The organism is Frigoribacterium sp. AP1, from assembly GCF_056680555.1.
Genome location: NZ_CM155288.1, coordinates 2,255,858 through 2,275,088, shown reverse-complemented (window position 1 = coordinate 2,275,088; position 19,231 = coordinate 2,255,858). Strand labels below are relative to the sequence as shown.

Annotated in this window: 19 protein-coding genes; 12 read left to right on the top strand and 7 right to left on the bottom strand. The window is 71.6% G+C overall.

Translation table 11 applies throughout. The features are described 5' to 3' along the window. Nucleotides 1-100 precede the first annotated feature (100 nt). Both AC1MBW_RS10890 and AC1MBW_RS10885 read left to right on the top strand, forming a co-directional pair. Nucleotides 101-1,762: a glycoside hydrolase family 53 protein gene (locus AC1MBW_RS10890; protein ID WP_480024484.1), complete on the top strand. Its 1,662-nt coding sequence runs from the start codon at nt 101-103 to the stop codon at nt 1,760-1,762. A gap of 71 nt (nt 1,763-1,833) precedes the next feature. Further along, nucleotides 1,834-2,760 (top strand): glycerophosphodiester phosphodiesterase, encoded by a 927-nt coding sequence (locus tag AC1MBW_RS10885; protein WP_480024483.1) that lies wholly within the window; start codon nt 1,834-1,836, stop codon nt 2,758-2,760. A 58-nt stretch (nt 2,761-2,818) separates the two neighbouring features. Here the strand turns inward: AC1MBW_RS10885 and AC1MBW_RS10880 are convergent, their stop codons facing one another. Then, the gene (locus tag AC1MBW_RS10880) at nt 2,819-4,435 is read right to left on the bottom strand and encodes an ABC-F family ATP-binding cassette domain-containing protein (RefSeq protein WP_480024482.1); all 1,617 of its coding nucleotides are present in this window, start codon (nt 4,433-4,435) and stop codon (nt 2,819-2,821) included. Nucleotides 4,436-4,559: 124 nt separating this feature from the next. Here AC1MBW_RS10880 and AC1MBW_RS10875 point away from each other — a divergent pair, with 124 nt between their 5' ends. Beyond that, the gene (locus AC1MBW_RS10875; RefSeq protein ID WP_480024481.1) at nt 4,560-5,540 is read left to right on the top strand and encodes a bifunctional methionine sulfoxide reductase B/A protein; all 981 of its coding nucleotides are present in this window, start codon (nt 4,560-4,562) and stop codon (nt 5,538-5,540) included. A 99-nt stretch (nt 5,541-5,639) separates the two neighbouring features. On the opposite strand, the gene AC1MBW_RS10870 is transcribed toward AC1MBW_RS10875, so the two are convergent. Together AC1MBW_RS10870 and AC1MBW_RS10865 are read right to left on the bottom strand one after the other, a co-directional pair. After that, a complete protein-coding gene (locus tag AC1MBW_RS10870) occupies nt 5,640-6,176 on the bottom strand; it encodes a GNAT family N-acetyltransferase (RefSeq protein WP_480024480.1) in 537 nt (178 codons plus the stop codon). Then, nucleotides 6,173-6,442, bottom strand: coding sequence for a type II toxin-antitoxin system TacA family antitoxin (locus tag AC1MBW_RS10865; RefSeq protein ID WP_055974103.1), 270 nt, complete (start codon nt 6,440-6,442; stop codon nt 6,173-6,175). The genes AC1MBW_RS10870 and AC1MBW_RS10865 overlap by 4 nt, the downstream gene beginning before the upstream one ends. 92 nt (nt 6,443-6,534) lie before the next feature. Between AC1MBW_RS10865 and AC1MBW_RS10860 the strand changes: the two genes are divergently transcribed. Genes AC1MBW_RS10860 through AC1MBW_RS10835 form a run of 6 tightly spaced genes read left to right on the top strand, consistent with a single transcriptional unit; the run spans nt 6,535 to nt 12,299 of the window. Then, nucleotides 6,535-6,909: a DUF4180 domain-containing protein gene (locus AC1MBW_RS10860; protein WP_480024479.1), complete on the top strand. Its 375-nt coding sequence runs from the start codon at nt 6,535-6,537 to the stop codon at nt 6,907-6,909. A 2-nt stretch (nt 6,910-6,911) separates the two neighbouring features. Further along, nucleotides 6,912-7,523: a molybdenum cofactor guanylyltransferase gene (gene mobA, locus AC1MBW_RS10855; RefSeq protein WP_480024478.1), complete on the top strand. Its 612-nt coding sequence runs from the start codon at nt 6,912-6,914 to the stop codon at nt 7,521-7,523. Nucleotides 7,524-7,532: 9 nt separating this feature from the next. Beyond that, a complete protein-coding gene (locus AC1MBW_RS10850; protein ID WP_054145574.1) occupies nt 7,533-7,790 on the top strand; it encodes a DUF6457 domain-containing protein in 258 nt (85 codons plus the stop codon). Beyond that, complete coding sequence (locus AC1MBW_RS10845) at nt 7,787-8,959, top strand: molybdopterin molybdotransferase MoeA (RefSeq protein WP_480024477.1); 1,173 nt, start codon at nt 7,787-7,789, stop codon at nt 8,957-8,959. Before AC1MBW_RS10850 ends, AC1MBW_RS10845 begins: the two co-directional genes overlap by 4 nt. Nucleotides 8,960-9,012: 53 nt before the next feature. Next, complete coding sequence (fdhD, locus tag AC1MBW_RS10840; protein ID WP_480024476.1) at nt 9,013-9,990, top strand: formate dehydrogenase accessory sulfurtransferase FdhD; 978 nt, start codon at nt 9,013-9,015, stop codon at nt 9,988-9,990. Then, a complete protein-coding gene (locus AC1MBW_RS10835; protein ID WP_054145560.1) occupies nt 9,987-12,299 on the top strand; it encodes an FdhF/YdeP family oxidoreductase in 2,313 nt (770 codons plus the stop codon). The genes fdhD and AC1MBW_RS10835 overlap by 4 nt, the downstream gene beginning before the upstream one ends. Before the next feature lie 15 nt (nt 12,300-12,314). Here the strand turns inward: AC1MBW_RS10835 and AC1MBW_RS10830 are convergent, their stop codons facing one another. Next, nucleotides 12,315-13,028 carry an MBL fold metallo-hydrolase gene (locus AC1MBW_RS10830; protein ID WP_480024475.1) on the bottom strand — a complete coding sequence of 238 codons (714 nt, stop codon included), beginning with the start codon at nt 13,026-13,028 and terminating at the stop codon, nt 12,315-12,317. A 53-nt stretch (nt 13,029-13,081) separates the two neighbouring features. Between AC1MBW_RS10830 and AC1MBW_RS10825 the strand changes: the two genes are divergently transcribed. Then, complete coding sequence (locus AC1MBW_RS10825; protein WP_480024474.1) at nt 13,082-13,630, top strand: TetR/AcrR family transcriptional regulator; 549 nt, start codon at nt 13,082-13,084, stop codon at nt 13,628-13,630. A 31-nt stretch (nt 13,631-13,661) separates the two neighbouring features. Here AC1MBW_RS10825 and AC1MBW_RS10820 read toward each other — a convergent pair whose 3' ends face one another. Both AC1MBW_RS10820 and ychF read right to left on the bottom strand, forming a co-directional pair. After that, nucleotides 13,662-14,849, bottom strand: coding sequence for a N(5)-(carboxyethyl)ornithine synthase (locus AC1MBW_RS10820; RefSeq protein ID WP_480024473.1), 1,188 nt, complete (start codon nt 14,847-14,849; stop codon nt 13,662-13,664). A 42-nt stretch (nt 14,850-14,891) separates the two neighbouring features. Continuing rightward, nucleotides 14,892-15,965, bottom strand: coding sequence for a redox-regulated ATPase YchF (gene ychF / locus AC1MBW_RS10815; protein WP_054145575.1), 1,074 nt, complete (start codon nt 15,963-15,965; stop codon nt 14,892-14,894). Nucleotides 15,966-16,084: 119 nt separating this feature from the next. On the opposite strand from ychF, the gene AC1MBW_RS10810 reads away from it, so the two are divergent. Next, nucleotides 16,085-16,714, top strand: a complete 630-nt coding sequence (locus tag AC1MBW_RS10810) for an exonuclease domain-containing protein (protein ID WP_054145562.1) — start codon at nt 16,085-16,087, stop codon at nt 16,712-16,714. Nucleotides 16,715-16,819: 105 nt separating this feature from the next. After that, nucleotides 16,820-18,088, top strand: coding sequence for a DNA recombination protein RmuC (locus tag AC1MBW_RS10805; protein ID WP_480024472.1), 1,269 nt, complete (start codon nt 16,820-16,822; stop codon nt 18,086-18,088). 81 nt (nt 18,089-18,169) lie between these two features. On the opposite strand, the gene glpX is transcribed toward AC1MBW_RS10805, so the two are convergent. Next, nucleotides 18,170-19,168 (bottom strand): class II fructose-bisphosphatase, encoded by a 999-nt coding sequence (gene glpX, locus AC1MBW_RS10800; protein WP_480024471.1) that lies wholly within the window; start codon nt 19,166-19,168, stop codon nt 18,170-18,172. Between the last annotated feature and the right edge of the window lie 63 nt (nt 19,169-19,231).

The window sequence follows — 19,231 nt, the reverse complement described above, 5'->3', positions numbered from 1 at the left end:
GGTGCCGAGACCGGCGCCGCGCCTCCTGCACCCACCCCTCGAGAGCCCCACCCCGCACCCGCAGCACCCCGCCACACCGATCGTCAAGGAGGACGACACGATGACACAATCCACCACCCCACCCCGTACCCGGATCGACCGGAGGGGCCGACGCGGTCTCGCCGTCGGCGCCGCCCTCGCCACGGCGGCCCTGGGAGCCGGCCTGCTGTCGGGCGCCCCCGCGACCGCGGCCCCCGGCGGCCCGGCCCCACGCCCGGTCGTCGTGCAGGACCCCGGCTTCGAGCAGGGAGCGGCGGGCTGGGTCTCGAAGGGGAAGGGCACCACGACGCTCGAGGCGGGTGGGCACGACTCGCCCACGCGCCTGACGCACGTGCTGTCGACGGCCGGCACGGCCACAACCAGCCAGAAGCTCAAGAAGGTCACGCCCGGTTGGTGGACCTTCTCGGCCTGGGTGAAGAGCGGTGGCGGCCTGGCCACGAGCACGCTCTCGCTGACCGGGTGCGGCTCCGGCGCGAGCACGGACGCCGCGGGCACGACGGTCGTCCCCTCGACCGAGTCCGACGACGGCTGGCTGCACCTGTCGGTCTCGGCCGAGGTGACGCACAGCCAGTGCACGCCCACGCTCACCACGTCGGGAGCCGCGGGGGCCTGGGCGAGCATGGATGACGTGACCTTCACGCCGGGCCGTGTCACCCGCGACGTGCGGGGCGCCGACCTCTCGGGTCTGCCCCGCAACGAGGACCGCGGAGCCGTCTACCTCGACGCCGCCGGTCGTCCGACGGATGCCGTGCAGCAGCTCGCCGACCACGGCGCGAACATGGTGCGGTTGAAGGTCTGGGTCGACCCGACCGACGGCTACAACGACCAGGACGACGTCGTCGCGACGGCCGCGCGGGTGAAGGCGGCGGGCATGCAGTTGCTCGTGGACTTCCACTACAGCGACCGCTGGACCGACCCGGGCGCCCAGACCATGCCGAAGGCCTGGCTCGGGCTGAGCGCCCCCGAGGTCGCCACGAAGATCCACGACCACACCCGCAGCGTGCTCGACGCCCTCGCCGCCGAGGGCATCACCGCGGACGCCGTGCAGGTCGGCAACGAGATCAACCCCGGCATGGTCTGGCCGCTGGGCCAGACCTGGGACGTCGACCCGAGCGACGGCGTCAGCGGCGCGCAATGGGACGACCTGGCGATGTTCCTCACGGCCGGTGCTACGGCGGTGAAGGAGGTCTCGCCGACGACGCAGGTGGTGCTGCACCTGACGAACATCAACAACGGGATCGACGGCTTGACCTGGTGGTTCGACGAGGCGACCTCACGCGGGGTGCCGTTCGACCTGATCGGCCTGTCGTACTACGGCTACTGGCACGGCGGGCTGTCGGGCATGCAGCAGGCGGTCACGACGCTGGCGGCGCGCTACGACCGCGACGTGCTCATCGTCGAGACCTCGTACCCGTGGACGCTCGAGGACGATCCCGACCACGCCTGGGAGAACGTCGTCGTCGACCCGTCACAGCTGGTCGCCGGCTACCCGGCGACGCCCGAGGGCCAGGCCGCGAACTTCCGGGCGATCCAGGACGTCGTGGCGTCGGCCCCCGGCGGCCGCGGCATCGGCGTCGTGGCCTGGGAGCCCGCGTGGACGGCGGTCGACGGGGCCGGCTGGGACCCGGACGACCCGACCTCGGGCAACGCGTGGGAGAACCAGGCGATGTGGGACTTCGACGGTCGTCCGCTGCCCGCCCTCGACGAGTACGCGGCCGACTGACCCGGGCGAACGCCGGGTGATCCCGGCCGGCCACGTCACGGACCGCGATCGGGGACCCCCAAGATGGGCTCATGCCCTCCTCCCCGCGTCCGCGAGCCCGCGTCGACCGACGCACCGTGTTGCTCGGCGTGGGCGGCGTGGCCGTCCTCGGCGCCGTGGGAGCGGGCGTGGCCCTGCGGACCGCGCGGGTGACCGGGGAGGCGCAGGTCACGCCGACCGCGCCTCCTCGGCCGGTCGACGCCCTGCGGGCCGCGCGTCCCGCCACGGTCGCGCACCGCGGCGGATCACGCGACTGGCCCGAGATGTCTCTGTTCGCCTACCGGCAGTCGGTCGCGGCCGGGGTCGACGCCCTCGAGATGTCGCTCTCCCGCACCTCGGACGGAGTGTGGTTCGGCCTGCACGACGAGACCCTCGACCGCACCTCGGGCACGTCCGGCTTCGTCGCCGCAGAGCACACCTGGAGCGAGGTGCAGCGGTACCGCATCTCGGCGGCCGGGACGAGCGACCCCGGGCAGTCGGACCAGCCCTACGCGCGCTTCGACGAGATCGTGCTCGAGTTCGGCCGCGACCACGCCCTGTTCGTCGACCCGAAGTACGTCGGGGCCGACTTCTACCCCGAACTGTTCGAGATCGCCCGGACCCAGCTCGGTACCGCCGACCTGACGCAGACCCTGGTCGGCAAGGGCTACTGCACGCAGACCGAGTGGGGCGACCTCGCCACCGCGCGGGGGTGCGAGACCTGGGGGTACTACTACGCCGACGAGTTGGCGGGCGATCCCGAGCTGCTGACCCGCACCTCCGGCTCCTGGAGCATGCTCGGCCTCGACTGGGCCGCCCCGGCCGCCACCTGGTCGACCCTCGCGGCGACCGGCAAGCCCGTGTACGGCCACATCGTGCCCGACCTCGACGCGGCGCACACCGCCCTCGACCACGGTGCCGACGGGCTCGTCGTGTCGGGCGTCGCCGACGTCGTCGGGCCGCTCACGACCGAGGGCTGAGCCCCGACGCCCGCCGACGCGGCTCGCGCGCCGCGCCTCGCGCCCGGCGCCCCGCGGCTCAGGCCGCGGTGACCGCCACCCGTTCGGGCCGTTCGGCATCCGCCCCGAACACCAGCCGGCGGGTGGCGACCTTGTCGGCGAAGAACCGGTCGTGGCTGACCACGACGACCGCCCCGGGGAAGTGCTGCAGCGCCCGCTCCATCACCTGAGCGCTCGGCACGTCGAGGTGGTTGGTGGGCTCGTCGAGCAGCAGCACCGAGGCACCCGAGAGCAGGCACTGCGCCATCGCGACGCGGGCCCGCTGACCACCGGAGAGCGCGCCGATGCGCTTCTTGAGATCGGCCTCGCTGAACTGGAACATCGCGAGGAACCGTCCGACCGATTTGCGCGTCGCGGTCAGGGCGAGGCTGTCGGGCATCGCGTTGACCGAGTGCGTGACGGTGTCGTCGTCGTCGAGTTCGGCGAGCACCTGGTCGTACGAGACCACCTTGACCCCGCCCGCCCAGGCGGCCCGACCGGCGTCCGCGCGTTCCTCGCCGGTCAGCACCCGCAGCAGCGTGCTCTTCCCGCTGCCGTTCGCCCCCGTGATCACCAGGCGGTCGCCCCGGCGCAGCTCGAAGGTGAGGTCGTCGAAGAGCGTGCGGTCGTCGCGGGCCTTGCCGAGGCCGTCGACCCGGCAGAGGACGTCCTTGACGTGCAGCCCCGAGTAGATCTCGGTGATGATCTGGTCGACCGGGCGCGGGGCCCGCGACTTCTTCACCTTGGCCAGCTGCTTGAGCAGGTCGCCGCCGTCCTGCCGCTTGGCGGCCTTCGCGGCGTCGCGGCGGTCCGAGATGCCCTCGGCCTCGAAGGCGAGCAGCTCGGACTCGTGCACGAACTGCTGCTCGAGGCTCTTCAACCGGAACTGCTTCTGCACGACGTACTCGGCGAAGTCGCCCGGGTAGTCGTGCAGGTGGAAGTTCTCGACCTCGACGATGCGGGTGACGACCGCGTCGAGGAAGCTGCGGTCGTGCGACACGACGACGGCCGCGCCGTGGAAGTCGCGGAACCAGGACTCGAGCCACTCGACTCCCGCCACGTCGAGGAAGTTCGTCGGCTCGTCGAGCAGCAGCACGTCGGGGTCCTCGAGGACGATCTTCGCCAGGGCCGCCCGGTTGCGCCAGCCACCGCTGAGGTCGTCGATCGAGCTCGTGCGGTGGGCCTCGCTGAAGCCGAGCACGCTGAGGGCGGTGTCGATGCGGCGCGGGTACTCCCAGCCGTCGACGCGGTCCATCTCGGCGAACAGCTCGGACTGCCGGTGGATCAGCTGGTCGAGGGCGTCCCCGCCGTCGGGGTCCATCGCGACCACGGCGATGTCGGCGTCGATCTGCGCCAGGTCGGCCTCGATCGCCCGCTCGTGGGCGAAGAGTCCGGTCAGCACCTCGACGATCGTCTGCGTGCCGTCCAACTCGGAGAACTGCGAGAAGTACCCCACCCGCACGCCCTGCTCGAGGGTGACCGTGCCCTCGTCCGGCTGCACCTGGTCGAGCATCAGCTTGAGCAGCGTGGACTTGCCGCTGCCGTTGCGACCGACGATCCCCACGCGCTCCTTCTCGTCGAGGCGGAAGAACGCCTCGCGCACCACCGGGGTGCCGTCGAAGCGGACGGTCACGTCGTTCAGTCGGATCAGGCTCATGCGTCGATCCTCGCAGGCCGACGGAACACCCGGCGCCGCCCGGTTGTTGTCGTGAGAGGCATCGACGCGATCGCGGGCACCCGACCCCATCCGATCGCCCCGACGCCGACGAACAGGAGGCATCATGTCGAACCAGTACCGGAAAGACCCCGAGGCGGTCGCCCGCCTCACCTCGACCCAACGCCGCGTGACCCAGGGCGGCGGTACCGAACCGGCGTTCCGCAACGAGTTCTGGGACTCGAAGGACGCGGGCATCTACGTCGACGTGGTCTCGGGCGAGCCCCTGTTCGCCTCGGTCGACAAGTTCGACAGCCGCACGGGCTGGCCGAGCTTCACGCGCCCGATCGACGCCGAACACGTCGTCGAGAAGCGCGAGGGGTTGTTCTTCAAGCGCACCGAGGTGCGCTCCACCGCCGGGGACAGCCACCTCGGCCACGTCTTCCGCGACGGCCCCACCGCCACCGGCGGGCTGCGCTACTGCATCAACTCGGCGGCTCTCCGCTTCGTCCCCTACGCCTCACTCGAAACCGAAGGATACGGTGCCTACATGACGCTCTTCTCCCCCGAATCCACCCCCGCCCCCAGCGGCACGACCGAGACCGCGATCCTCGCCGGCGGTTGCTTCTGGGGTGCCCAGCAGCTGCTGCGCCGTCGACCGGGCATCGTCTCGACCCGTGTCGGCTACTCGGGCGGCAGCGTGCCGAACGCGACCTACCGCAACCACCGCGGTCACGCGGAGGCCGTCGAGATCGTGTTCGACCCGGGCCTGACCTCGTACCGCGAGATCCTCGAGTTCTTCTTCCAGATCCACGACCCGTCGACGAAGGACCGCCAGGGCAACGACGTCGGCGACAGCTACCGCTCGGCGATCTTCTACACGAACGACGAGCAGCGTGCGACGGCCCTCGACACCATCGCCGACGTCGACGCGTCGGGCATCTGGCCGGGCACCGTCGTCACCGAGGTCACCGCCGCCGGCGACTTCTGGGAGGCCGAGGAAGAGCACCAGGACTACCTCGAGAAGGACCCCTTCGGCTACACCTGCCACTTCGTGCGCCCGGGCTGGGTGCTCCCGAAGCGCGACCAGCAGGTCGCCGCGGGCTGACGCCCGTCAGGCTTGCAGGAGGCGCGGTGTCCGTTCGTCGGGCACCGCGCCTCCTGCGTCCGGTCGCGTGCGCCGGACCACACCGGTGGCGGGAGGTTCTCAGCCCCGGGTCGAGCCCGTCCCCTCGGCGACCTCGCCCAGGGTCTTCTCGGCATCGGACATGAGCAGGTAGAGGCACCGCTCGGAGCCGGGCATCGAGGTGAACCCGAAACGCTCGTAGAACGAGACCGCTTCGTGGTCGATCGCGTAGACGATGACGGCCCGGGCCCCCACCAAGCGTGATGCCTCGACGCTCTTGAGGACCGCGTCCTGGAGCAGGGACGCGCCGAGACCTCGCCCCTGGTAGTCGAGACCGACCGCGAGTCGCCCGATCAGGACGACCGGGATGGGGTCGGGCATGTTGCGACGGAGTCCGCCCGGGGCCTCGTCCGGCCGCAGCGAGCTCGCCGCCAGACAGTAGTACCCCGCGATCACCCCGGCCGCGTCGTCCATCGAGACGAACGTCCGCGACGCTCCCCCGGCCTCGTTGCGGATGGCCCGGATCTGCAGCCAGCTCGTCAGCGAGGCGTTGCCGCAGTCGAAGTGACTCGTGTCGTCGGCGGCGGTGACGGGCCGAGGACGCCGCAGGACCGTCACTCGAAGACGGAAGGACGAGCGAGCAGATCGGCGAGACCGGCGACGGAACGCGCGGGCCTGTCGAGCGCGGCCGAGAACGCGTCGAAACCCTGCTGAGACATGGCGATCTCGCGCTCGCTCCGGATCGTGCCCTCGGCTTTCTCGACGAGGGCCGAGACGGAGAAGTCCGTCACTGACCGGCCGCTGATCGCGGCCGCCTGTTCGATCTCGCGCTTCTGCTGCGACGTGAGGCGCAGGTCGAGTCGGTCGTTCTTGGTGGTGGCCATCCCGCGAGTGTACGGCACGCTGCCGTACGGTTCGGGGGTTTTCGGTCTGACGACCGAGAAGTCGTCGTACCTGGACGACCTACCCTGTGGGCATGCGCATCGACGACCACGGCCCTCATCGCGTCCTGCACGTCGACCCGGTCGGGCCGCGGCTGTCGACCGAGACGGACGCCGTCGACCTCGTCGGCGAGGCGTTCGGGGCGGACGCGTCGGTCCTCGTCGTGCCGGTCGCCCGTCTCGACCCGGCCTTCTTCGACCTGAGCACCCGCCGGGCGGGCGAGTTCGCCCAGAAGCTCGTGGACTACCGCGTGCAGTTGGTGGTGCTGGGCGACGTCGGGCGCCACGAGGCGGCGAGCGCCGCGTTCCGTGACCGGGTGCGGGAGTCCAACCGCGGTCGGCACGTCTGGTTCGTCCCCGACGAAGGCGCGCTGGCCGCCCGGCTCGCCGCGACCGGACCGCGCGGGTGATCGTGAGCCTCGTGTTCGACGCCGTCCTGCTCGCGGGGGGTCGCGCCTCCCGGGTCCAGGGCGCCGACAAGACCGGGTTCACCAGCGGCGACGCGACACTGCTCGACCGGGCCGTCGAGGCCTCGGCCGGCGCCCGCACCCTCGTCGTGGTCGGTCTGCGCGAGGGCCGGGTGCCGCCCGCCGGGGCACTGCTGACCCGCGAGGAGCCCGCCCGGTCCGGGCCGGTCGCGGCCCTCGCGGCCGGTCTCGACGTCGTCGAGGTCGCGGCGCCGTGGACCCTCGTGCTGGCCTGCGACGTGCCGCGGGCACCCGAGGCGGTGCAGGCCCTGCTCGCCGGCGACGGCGACGGCGAGCGCCGCGACGGCCTGCTGGCGATCGACTCGGACGGGCGACGTCAGCCGCTGCTCGGGCTCTACCGGACCTGCGCCCTCGAGACCCGACTCGCGGCGCTGCGAGCCGACGGCCCCCTCGCCGGCCTCTCGCTGCGCCGTCTGCTCGACGGGCTCGACCTGCTCGAGGTGCCCGTGCCCGACGAGCTCTGCGCCGACGTCGACACCGCGGACGACGCCGAGCGCCTGGGTGTCGTCCGGCGCGAGTCCGACGCGACTGGTTGAGTGTCGACCATGACCGACACACCTGCCGAACTCGACGCCTGGGCCGCACGACTCGTCCGGGCCCTCGGCCTGCCCGACGACTTCGTGGTCGACATCCCCGAGGTGCTCGACCTCGCCCGCGACGCGGCGCACGGCGTCGCCCGCCCGGCCGCTCCGCTGACGACGTTCCTCGTCGGTTACGCCGCAGGACTCGCCGGCGGTTCGCAGGCCGAGCTCGACCGCGCGGTCGCGACCGCCACCGCGCTCGCCACGGCCGACCCGGCGTGACGGTCCGGCGGGCCGACTGGCGGGTCGCCCGCGCCGAGGCGGCCGACGCCGCCCGGGCCCTGCCCCGGCAGCTCGAGACCGTCCTGCTGGGCGAGTCCGTCGGCCGGACGCTGGCCCACGACGTGACCAGCCTCGCGCGCGTGCCCGGCTCCGACGTCTCGGCGATGGACGGCTGGGCGGTCGCCGGCGAGGGGCCGTGGCGACTCGGCCCGTCGATCGTCGCGGGCCCGGTCGCCGAGGACGCCGAGTCGCTGGTGCCCGGGGTCGCCCGACCGGTGACCACGGGAGCCGTCGTGCCGACCGGGACCGACCGCGTGCTGCGCTCGGAGTCCGGGCACGTGGCCGACGACGTCCTCACGGCCGACGACGACCCGCGCCGCCCGTCGCACGTCCGCCGGGCCGGGGAGGAGATCGACCGAGGCGACGCCCTGGTCGCCGCGGGCACGCTCCTCACCCCGCCCCGCGTGGCCGTGCTGGCCCTGGGTGGGCACGACGACGTGTCCGTGGTCGGGCGGCCGTCGGTCGCCCTGGCCGTGCTCGGCGACGAGGTCGTGGCCGAGGGCGTGCCCGCGCGTGGCACGGTCCGCGACGTGTTCTCGGTGCCGGTGCCGCGCCTCCTCGAGGCCCTCGGGACCGCGCCCGCGACGACGACGCGCGTGGCCGACGACCTCGACTCCACCGTCGCCGCGCTCGACCGCCCGGACAGTCGCCTCGTGGTGACGACCGGAGGCACCGCCCACGGCCCGACCGACCACGTCCGTGCCGCCCTCGACCGGTTGGGCGCCGAGCTGGTCGTCGACGGCCTCGCCATGCGTCCGGGGCAGCCCCTGGTCGTCGCGCGGCGGGGCGGGACGCTGTACCTGTGCCTGCCGGGCAACCCGATGGCCGCCTACGTGGGGCTCGTGGTCGTGGGGACCGCGGTGGTGGACGGCCTCCTCGGCAGGCGACCCGCGCCTCCCGGGTCCGTCACGCTCGCCGTCGACGTGGCCCACCCGCGAGCCGGGGCGCTCGTGCAGGCGTACCGGCTGACGCCGGACGGTGCCGTGCCGACCGAGCGCCAGTCGTCCGCGATGCTGCGCGGCCTGGCCGACGCCGACGGGCTGCTGATCGTGCCTGAAGGTGGCGCGCGGGCCGGCGACGTCGTCCCGTCGCTCGGCCTGCCGTGGTGAGACGCGAGCCTCGCCGGCTTTCGGATCCCGGGTTCGAGGGGTAGACCTGACCCATGGCACGCATCACGTCCCGCAAGCCGGTGACCCGCATCACGGTCGGCGACGACGGCACCGCAGGGGTCCGCAAGACCATGGACACCCTCGCCGTCGAGGAGCCGCTCGAGATCCGCGTCGGCGGCACGTCTCTCGCCATCACCATGCGCACGCCCGGGCACGACTTCGACCTCGCCGCAGGCTTCCTCGTGTCCGAGGCCGTCATCTCGACCGGTGACGAGTTCTTCGCGGCCCGCTACTGCGCCGGGGCCACGGCCGAGGGCCTCAACACCTACAACGTGCTCGACGTCACGCTCGCGCCCGGGGTGCCCGCACCCGACCCGAGCCTCGAGCGGGCGTTCTACACGACGAGCTCGTGCGGGCTCTGCGGGAAGGCCTCCATCGACGCCGTGCGCACGACGTCCCAACACGAGGTGCTGCACGACCCGCTGGTCGTCGACCCCGCCCTGCTCGCGACCTTCCCCGACCGCCTCCGCGAGGGCCAGGACGTCTTCGAGAAGACCGGCGGGCTGCACGCCGCGGCCCTCTTCGACGGTCGCACCGGCGAGCTGCTCGTCCTGCGCGAGGACGTCGGACGACACAACGCCGTCGACAAGGTCGTCGGCTGGGCCGTCAAGGAGGCGCGGCTGCCGTTGAGCGGGACCGTCCTGATGGTCTCGGGTCGCGCCTCGTTCGAGCTGACGCAGAAGGCCTCGATGGCCGGCATCCCGGTGCTCGCCGCCGTGTCGGCGCCGTCCTCGCTCGCCGTCGACCTCGCGACCGAGCTCGGCGTCACGATCGTGGGGTTCCTCCGAGGTCGGTCCATGGTCGTGTACTCACGGCCCGACCGGCTCGGCGAGCCCGACGGGACCGAGCCCGCGGCCCACGCGAGCGTCCCCGGCGACGCGACCCGCGCCTCCTCGTCCTCCCCCGACTCCCCCGGTGGCGCGACGCGCGCCTCCTCGCCCGTCCCCCTGACGATCGGAACCAGACCGTGACCGAGAAACCGCCCGTCTCCGACGTGACAGACGCCGACATCGAGGTCGGCCCCCCGCGCGAGTGGGCCGCCGGCGTGCCCGGTGTGCTGCACTCGATGGACCCGGCCGTCAAACAGCTCGGGCTGGCCCGCACCGTCAAGCTCATGACGTCGCTGAACCAGAAGGACGGCTTCGACTGCATGAGCTGCGCCTGGCCCGACCCGAACCACCGCAAGGTGGCCGAGTTCTGCGAGAACGGCGCCAAGGCGGTCACCTGGGAGGCCAACCCGGTGCTCGTGCCCGACACGTTCTGGGCCGAGCACTCGGTGACCGACCTGCTCGACAAGACCGAGTACTGGCTCGGCATGCAGGGTCGCCTCACCAAGCCCGTGCACAAGCCGGCCGGCAGCGACCACTACCGCGAGGTGTCGTGGGACGAGGCGTTCCGCCTGATCGGCGACAAGCTGAAGTCGCTCGCCAGCCCCGACGAGGCCTCGTTCTACACCTCGGGCCGCACCTCGAACGAGGCGGCCTTCGCCTACCAGCTGTTCGTGCGGGCGTTCGGCACGAACAACCTGCCCGACTGCTCGAACATGTGCCACGAGTCGACGAGCCTCGCCATGGCCGAGGTGGTCGGCATCGGCAAGTCGACGATCGCGTACGACGACTTCGAGCAGGCCGACCTGATCGTCATCCTCGGGCAGAACCCGGGCACCAACCACCCGCGCATGCTGACGGCCCTCGAGGACGCCAAGCTCAAGGGCGCGAAGATCGTCGCGGTCAACCCGCTGCCCGAGGCCGGCCTGCGTCGCTACAAGAACCCGCAGCTGCCGCGCGGCGTCGCGGGACGCGGCACCGAGATCGCCGACCAGTTCCTGCAGATCCGGCTCGGCGGCGACATGGCCCTGCTGCAGGCGGTCGCCAAGCGCGTCCTCGAGGCCGAGGACGCCGCGCCCGGCACGGTGCTCGACCACGAGTTCCTGGCCGAGCACACCGTCGGCCTCGAGGCCTTCCGCGAGCACATCGCGCAGGTCGACGACGACGAGGTGCTGCTGGCCACCGGTCTCGACCGCGCCGAGATCGACGAGCTCGCCGACCGCTACCTGGCCTCGGACCGCGTGATCATCACCTGGGCGATGGGCATCACGCAGCACCGCAAGGCCGTCGACACCATCAAGGAGATCATCAACCTGCTGCTGTTGCGGGGCAACATCGGCAAGCCGGGCGCCGGAGCCTCGCCCATCCGCGGGCACAGCAACGTGCAGGGCGACCGCACGATGGGCATCTGGGAGCAGGTCTCGGACGAGTTCCTCGACGCCCTGCAGAAGGAGTTCCGCTTCGACCCGCCCCGCGAGCACGGCGTCGACGCCCTCAAGGGCATCAAGGCCATGCAGGAGGGGCGGATCAAGTTCTGGATGGGCATGGGCGGCAACCTCGTGGCCGCGATCTCGGACACCCGGCTCGCCGAGGCCGCGATGCGCGGCACCGACATGACCGTGCAGGTGTCGACGAAGCTCAACCGATCGCACGCCGTCGTCGGCGCCGAGGCGCTCATCCTGCCGACGCTCGGCCGGACCGAGATCGACGTGCAGGCGGCCGGGCCGCAGTTCGTCTCGGTCGAGGACACCGTCTGCTCGGTGCACGGCAGCCACGGTCAGGTGCCGCCCGTCGCGCCCGACCTGCTCAGCGAGGTCGCCATCGTCAGCCGTCTCGCGCAGGCGACCCTCGGCGACCGTCACGACCTGTCGATCGACTGGCAGGCCTTCGCGGACGACTACGACACGTTGCGGGACCACATCAGTCGCGTCGTGCCGGGCTTCGAGCGCTACAGCGAGCGGGTGCGCAGCCGCGACGGGTTCGTCCTGCCGAACGGGCCGCGCGATTCCCGGACGTTCCCGACGAAGGTCGGCAAGGCCATGATCACGGTCAACGACCTCGAGCGCGTCGAACGTCCCGAGGGCACGCTGCTGTTGCAGACGTTGCGCTCGCACGACCAGTACAACACCACGATCTACAGCCTCAACGACCGCTACCGCGGCATCAAGAAGGGCCGGCACGTGGTGTTCGTCAACCCGCTCGACCTCGACGACCTCGGGCTCGTCGACGGCCAGAAGGTCGACGTGGCGACGGTCTGGACCGACGACGTCGAGCGGGTGCTTCGCGACTACCGCATCGTCGCCTACCCGACGGCCCGGGGGTGCGCCGCGGCGTACTTCCCCGAGGCGAACGTGCTCGTGCCGCTCGACAGCGCGGCCATCGGCAGCAACACGCCGGTGTCGAAAGCGGTGCTGGTGCGCGTGACGCCGGCGGCGGTGCCGGTCGGGGTCTGAGCTCGGACCACCGGGTCAGTGGGCGGCGGCTCGGACGGCGCGCACCGCCGCGTCGACGCCACCGCCCCAGGGGGCGCCGTGCCCCGGCAGGACCCAGGTCGCACGCGTCTCGAGCAAGGCGTCGAGCGACGCGAGGGCCCGGTCGGGCTCGTCGGTGAACGGAGCCGGTGCGGGCCCGACGTGACCGGTCGTCACGTGGCGAGTGGTCAGGGCGTCGCCGACGAAGACGGCGTCGACGCTCGGGACGAAGACGGCGATGCTGCCCTCGGAGTGCCCGGGCATCGGGATGACCCGGGGCGAGCCCGGCAGGTCGAGCGTCTCTCCGCCGTGCACCTCGACGACCTCGGTGAGCCAGGCGGTCTTCGCCCCGCCCTTGCGGAGGCTGTAGCCGGCGAAACCCAGCAGGGGGCCGAGCTTCATCGGAGGCATGCCGTTCTTCGGCTTCGGTCCGCCCTTCGCACGGGACGCGTCGGCCGCGTGGACGTACACGGGCACGCCGTGGTCGCGACGCAGCCGCTCGGCGAAACCGACGTGGTCGGAGTCGCCGTGGGTGAGGACGACGCCCTTCACGTCGGCGAGGGTGCGTCCGACGGCGGCGAGTTCGGTGACGAGTTCGGACCAGAGGCCGGGCAGACCGGCATCGATCACGGTCACGCCCTCGGGCGTGACGACGAGGTAGGCGGCGACGATGTCGTTGCCGATGCGGTGGAGGTAAGGTGCGAGTTCCATGATGGCTACGGTACTTAGCCATCATGGCTATTGTCAATAGCTATACTCGACGGATGCCCACACCGGACCGCACTTCGCTCGACGCCATCCTCCTCGCCGCCCGCGAGCTGCTCGAGGCCGACGGCCCCGCCGGCCTGACGATGGCCGCGGTCGCGGCGCGGGTCGGCGTGCGCGCCCCCTCGCTCTACAAGCGGGTCGAGAACCGGGAGGCGCTGCTGCGGTCGGTCGCGGAGGCCACCCTCACCGACCTGGCCGCGCGGCTCGACGGGGCGGGGTCGGCCCGCGAGGTGCTCGACGCCTTCCGCGCCTTCGGTCACGAGCGCCCGGCCGCGTTCCAATTGGTCATGACGCCCGGGCCCGGCGTCCCCACCGCGCGGCGCGAGTTCGGTGCCGCGGCGAGTGCGGCCGCGCTCCGGGTCGGCGAGGAACTCGTCGGGCCGGCGCACGCCCTCGACGCCGCCCGCACCCTGACGGCCTGGGTGGCGGGCTTCGTCATCATGGAGCTCAACGGCGGCTTCCAGCTGGGCGGCGACGTCGACGAGGCGTGGGACTTCGGGGCCGGGCGCGTCCTGGCGGCCCTCGCCGCGCCTCCTGCGGTCTAGTCCGGCTCGACCGCCCGGCCTGCCTCTCCGCTCAGGCGAGCGGCGCGTGCGGGTACGAGGAGGCGCGGTGCTGGAACTCGAGGATCGCCTCGTTCTCGACCCGCCCCTCCGCGATCTCGACGGCGCGGCGGATGGTGTCGGACGACGCCCACGAGGTCGGCCCCTCCATGACGGTGCGGAGGAAGGGCAGGAGGGCCTCGCTGATCTCCCACGTCGTGGAGTTCCAGAGCAGTGACGGGCTGTGGTCGACGGCGTAGTAGTTCGTGGTCGCGCCGACGGTGACGAGCGGCTCGGCGAAGGTCGTGGCGCGGGCCCAGTCGAAGCCCATGCCCTCGTCCACCGAGACGTCGACGATGAGGCTGCCGGGGCGGAACGCGTCGAGGTCGGTCTCGCGGAGGTAGGTGAGCGGGGCGTTCGGGTCCTGCAGGGTGCAGTTGACGACGATGTCGGCGGCGGCGAGGAACGGAGCGAGGGCGACCGGCCCGTCGGGGGTGTTCACGGTGCTGGCGCCGGGCGTCTCGGGGTCGTGCTCGAACTGGAAGATGTCGACCGACGGGATCGGCGAGCCGACGGCGGCGATGTTGCGGTTCGTCAGCACGCGGACGTCGTGGATGCCGTGGGCGTTGAGGGCGGTGACCGCACCGCGGGCGGTGGCGCCGAAGCCGATGACGACGGCGCTGAGGCGACGGCCGTAGTCGCCGGTCGAGCCGCAGAGCTGGAGGGCGTGCAACACCGAGCAGTAGCCGGCGAGCTCGTTGTTCTTGTGGAAGACGTGCAGTCCGTAGCCGCCGTCGGGCTGCCAGTGGTTCATGGCCTCCCACGCGATCAGGGTGAGGCGCTTGTCGATGGCGAGTTGGGTGATCTCGCGGTCCTGAACGCAGTGCGGCCAGCCCCAGAGGGTCTGGCCGTCGCGGAGGCCCTCGAGGTCGGCGGCCTGGGGCTTGGGCAGCAGGACGACGTCGCTGTCGGCGACGATCTGGTCACGGTCGGCCATCGCCACGAGGGGCTCGAGGTCGGCGTCGGGGATGCCGAAGCGCAGGCCGTAGCCGCGCTCGAGGGTCATGTTCGCCCGCAGATCGGCGTCGATGCGGTCGAGGTGCGCGGGGTGGATCGGCAGGCGCCGCTCGTCGGGCTTGCGCGAGGTGGCCAGGACGCCGAGGCGCAGCAGTGCGGGGTTGCCGGAGGTGGTGCCGGAGGGCGTGAAATCCGTTTGGCTCATGCTTGAGAGTAGATGAGTGGCGCTCGGCCCCGAGCCGGCGGGTCAGTTGTTGAAGCGGAACTCCACCACGTCGCCGTCTTGCATGACGTACTCCTTGCCCTCGATGCGGGCCTTGCCGGCCGAGCGCGCCTCCGCGATGGAGCCGGTCTCGACCAGGTCGTCGAACGAGATGACCTCGGCCTTGATGAAGCCCTTCTCGAAGTCGGTGTGGATGACTCCGGCGGCCTGCGGGGCCTTCCAGCCCTTGCCGATCGTCCAGGCGCGGGTCTCTTTCGGGCCGGCCGTCAGGTAGGTCTGCAGCCCCAGCGTCTCGAACCCGATGCGGGCGAGCTGGTCGAGACCGGACTCGTCCTGCCCGAGCGACGCGAGCAGCTCGGCGGCGTCCTCGTCGTCGAGGCCGATCAGCTCGGACTCGACCTGCGCATCGAGGAAGATCGCCTCGGCCGGCGAGACCAGCGCCTGCAGCTCGGCCTTGCGCGCCTCGTCGGTGAGGACGGCCTCGTCGACGTTGAAGACGTAGATGAAGGGCTTCGCGGTGAGCAGTCCCAGCTCACGGATCGGCTCGAGGTCGATGTTCGTGGCCGAGAGCGCCTCGCCACGCTGCAGGGCATCTCGGGCGGCGACGGCCGTCTCGTGCACGATCGGCTCGACGCGCTTCAGCCGCAGCTCTTTCTCGTACCGGACGAGCGCCTTCTCGACCGTCTCGAGGTCGGCGAGGATCAGCTCGGTGTTGATCGTGCCCATGTCGCTCTCGGGGTCGACCTTGCCGTCGACGTGCACGACGTCGGGGTCGTCGAAGCCGCGCACGACCTCGGCGATGGCGTCGGCCTCGCGGATGTTCGCCAGGAACTTGTTGCCGAGCCCCTCGCCCTCGCTCGCCCCCTTGACGATGCCGGCGATGTCGACGAACGACACCGGCGCGGGCAGGATCTTCTCGCTGCCGAAGAGGCCGGCCAACACCTGGAGGCGCGGGTCCGGCAGGTTGACGATGCCCACGTTGGGCTCGATGGTCGCGAACGGATAGTTCGCCGCCAGCACCTGGTTCTTGGTCAGGGCGTTGAACAGGGTGGACTTGCCGACGTTGGGCAGTCCGACGATCGCGATAGTGAGAGCCACGAGGGTCAAGCGTACCGGCCCTGTCGAGCCGTGCCGTCGGCGTCGAGCCGGCTGGGGACGGAACGGCATCCGACCGTGCCTGGGGAGGCGGTGTCGGAGGCGCGTGAGAGCATGAGTCAATGCCCATCGACTTCACCGCGATCGACTTCGAGACCGCGAACTCGAGCAGCGCCAGCGCCTGCTCCGTCGGCCTCGTCAAGGTCCGCGACGGGGTCGTCGTCGACAAGGTCGGCTGGTTGATCCAGCCACCGGCCGGGCACGACGAGTTCTCCGAGTGGAACACCCGCATCCACGGCATCGTCGCGAGCGACGTGATCGGCGCCTTCGGCTGGGCCGAGCAGTTCGAGCTGCTCGCCGACTTCGCCGGCGACGACGTGTTCGTCGCCCACAACGCCGGCTTCGACATGGGCGTCATCAAGGCGGCCTGCGCGGCGACCGGGCTCACCCCTCCCCCGTGGTCGTACCTGTGCAGCCTGCAGGTCGCCCGCAAGACCTACTCGCTCGACTCGTACCGGCTTCCGGTCGCCGCGACGGCCGCCGGCTTCGACTCCTTCTCACACCACGACGCCCTCGCCGACGCCGAGGCCTGCGCGGCCATCGTCGCCCACTCGGCCCTGTTCCACGGCGCCGACGACCTGACACAACTCGCGGCGATAGCATCGGTCAAGGTGAAGGTGCTGCAGCCGGCCGGGGAACCGACGGCATCCGCCGTTCCTCGGGCCGACCGGCGCCCGATGGCCTTCGGCTGAGGCCTCCAGCTTCTCGACGACGACGCCTCCGCGGCGCGCTGACCGCGTCCGCCTCGACCGTGCCGACCACCAGCCGGTGTCGGTGGCCCCTGCCACACTGCCGTCATGCCCCTCCCGCTCGCCCTGTTCCTCGCCCTGCTGCTCGGCCTCGTGCTCGGCATCGTCGTCGGCGCGCTCGTCACCCGCACCCGCGCGGCCGAGACGACGGCGCGCCTGTCGTCCGACCTCGCGGCGGCCCGGGCCGTTGCCGACGCCTCCCGCGAGCGCCTCGACGGCCAGGACGACCAGTACCGACGCCAGATCGCGCAGCAAGAAGACCGACTCCGCGAGTTCCAGGACCGCCTCCGCGACGTCCGCATCGCCGAGGCCGAGAGGGCGCGCACCGACGGTCAGGTGCTCGTCGCGCTCAGCCCGGTGGCCGAGAGCCTGCAGGCCGTCCAGCAGAAGGTGGCCGAGCTCGAAGCCGAACGCACCCTCCAGTACGGCGCCATCAGCGAGCAGCTGCGCACCGCCGCCGAATCCGGCGAACGGCTCCGCGGGACGGCCGAGTCGCTCGCCTCGGCACTGAAGTCCAACAGCACGCGCGGCGTCTGGGGCGAGACCCAGTTGCGCAACGTCGTGCAGGCAGCCGGTCTCGTCGAGCGTGTGGACTTCGACGTCCAGACGTCCATCTCGTCGGACGCGGGCTCCGGCCGACCCGACATGGTGGTGCACCTCCCCGGAGGCAAGAACATCGCGGTCGACGCCAAGGTGCCGTTCTCGGCCTATCTCGAGGCCAGCGCCATCCCCGCGTCCGCCACCGGCGACGAGGGCGCCCGACGTGACCAACTCGTGCGGCAGCACGTCAAGGCGCTGCGGGCCCACGTCGACGCCCTGGCGGGCAAGACCTACTGGGCCGGGCTGGACTCCTCGCCCGAACTCGTCATCGCGTTCATCCCGAGCGAGTCGCTCGTGTCGTCCGCCCTCGAGGCCGATCCGGCTCTGATGGACTACGCGTTCCAGAAGCGCGTCGCCCTGGCGTCGCCCGTGACCCTCTGGTCGGTGCTCAAGACCGTCGCGTTCAGCTGGCAGCAGGACGTCGTCACCGCCGAGGCGAAAGAACTGTTCGACCTCAGCCGCGAGCTCTACGGGCGGCTGTCGACCATGGCAGGTCACGTGGACAAGCTCGGCCGGTCCCTGCGCGCCGGCGTCACCGACTACAACCGGTTCGTCGGGTCGCTCGAGCGGACGGTCCTCCCGTCGGCCCGTCGGCTCAGCATGCTCGACGAGTCCAAGGTCCTCGCGACCCCGACGACCGTCGAGGAGTCACCGCGCGAGCTCACCGCACCCGAACTCGCCTCGGCACTCGACGAGCGCAGCACCGGCCGCGACTGATTCCTCGCCACCGTCGTCGCCGGAGACGACGAACGCCCGACCGAGGCCGGGCGTTCGTCGTGTCGTGAGGCGCCGTGGAGGTCAGGCCTTCTCGCCGTACCACTTCGAGACGAGGTGATCGGCCTCGACGCGACGGATGGTGCCCGAGTGCGAGCGCAGCACGATGCTCGACGTGCGGATCATGCCCTGCTTCCGCGTGACGCCGGCGACGAGGGCACCGTCGGTGACGCCCGTGGCGACGAAGTACGCGTTGTCGCCCGTGACGAGGTCGTCCTGGTCGAGCACGCGGTCGAGGTCGTGACCGGCGTCGATCGCCTTCTGGCGCTCGGCGTCGTCCTTCGGAGCGAGACGGGCGAGGATCAAGCCGTCGAGGGCCTTCACCGCGCAGGCCGTGATGATGCCCTCGGGGGTGCCGCCGACACCGACGCACATGTCGATGCGCGAATCGGGACGGGCCGCGTTGATGCCGCCGGCGACGTCACCGTCGAGCAGCAGCCGGGTCGACGCGCCCACGGCGCGGATCTCGGCGATCAGGTCGGCGTGACGGGGGCGGTCGAGCACGGCGATCTGCATGTCCTCGACGTCGATGCCCTTGGCCGCGGCCAGGGCGGTGATGTTCTCGCCGATCGGACGGTCGAGGTCGATGATGCCGCGGCCCTCGGGACCGGTGACGATCTTGTCCATGTAGAAGACGGCGCTGGGGTCGTACATGCTGCCCCGGTCGCTGACGGCGATGACCGAGAGCGCGTTCATGCGTCCCGCCGCGGTGAGGCTGGTGCCGTCGATCGGGTCGACGGCGATGTCGCAGGCGGGGCCGAAGCCGTTGCCGACGTGCTCGCCGTTGAAGAGCATCGGGGCTTCGTCCTTCTCGCCCTCGCCGATGACGACGACGCCGTCGAAGGCCACGGTGCCCAAGAACTTGCGCATGGCGTCGACCGCTGCCTTGTCGGCGGCGTTCTTGTCGCCCTTGCCGATGAACGGAGCGGAACGGATCGCGGCCGCCTCGGTGGCCCGGACCAGTTCCATGCCCAGGTTGCGATCGGGGTGCGAATAGAGGGTTCCGGAATCCGTGTCAGCCATGTCGACGACCTTACTCGGATCAGGGCTTACATGAGGCGCGTTTTAATGACATTCTGGATGACA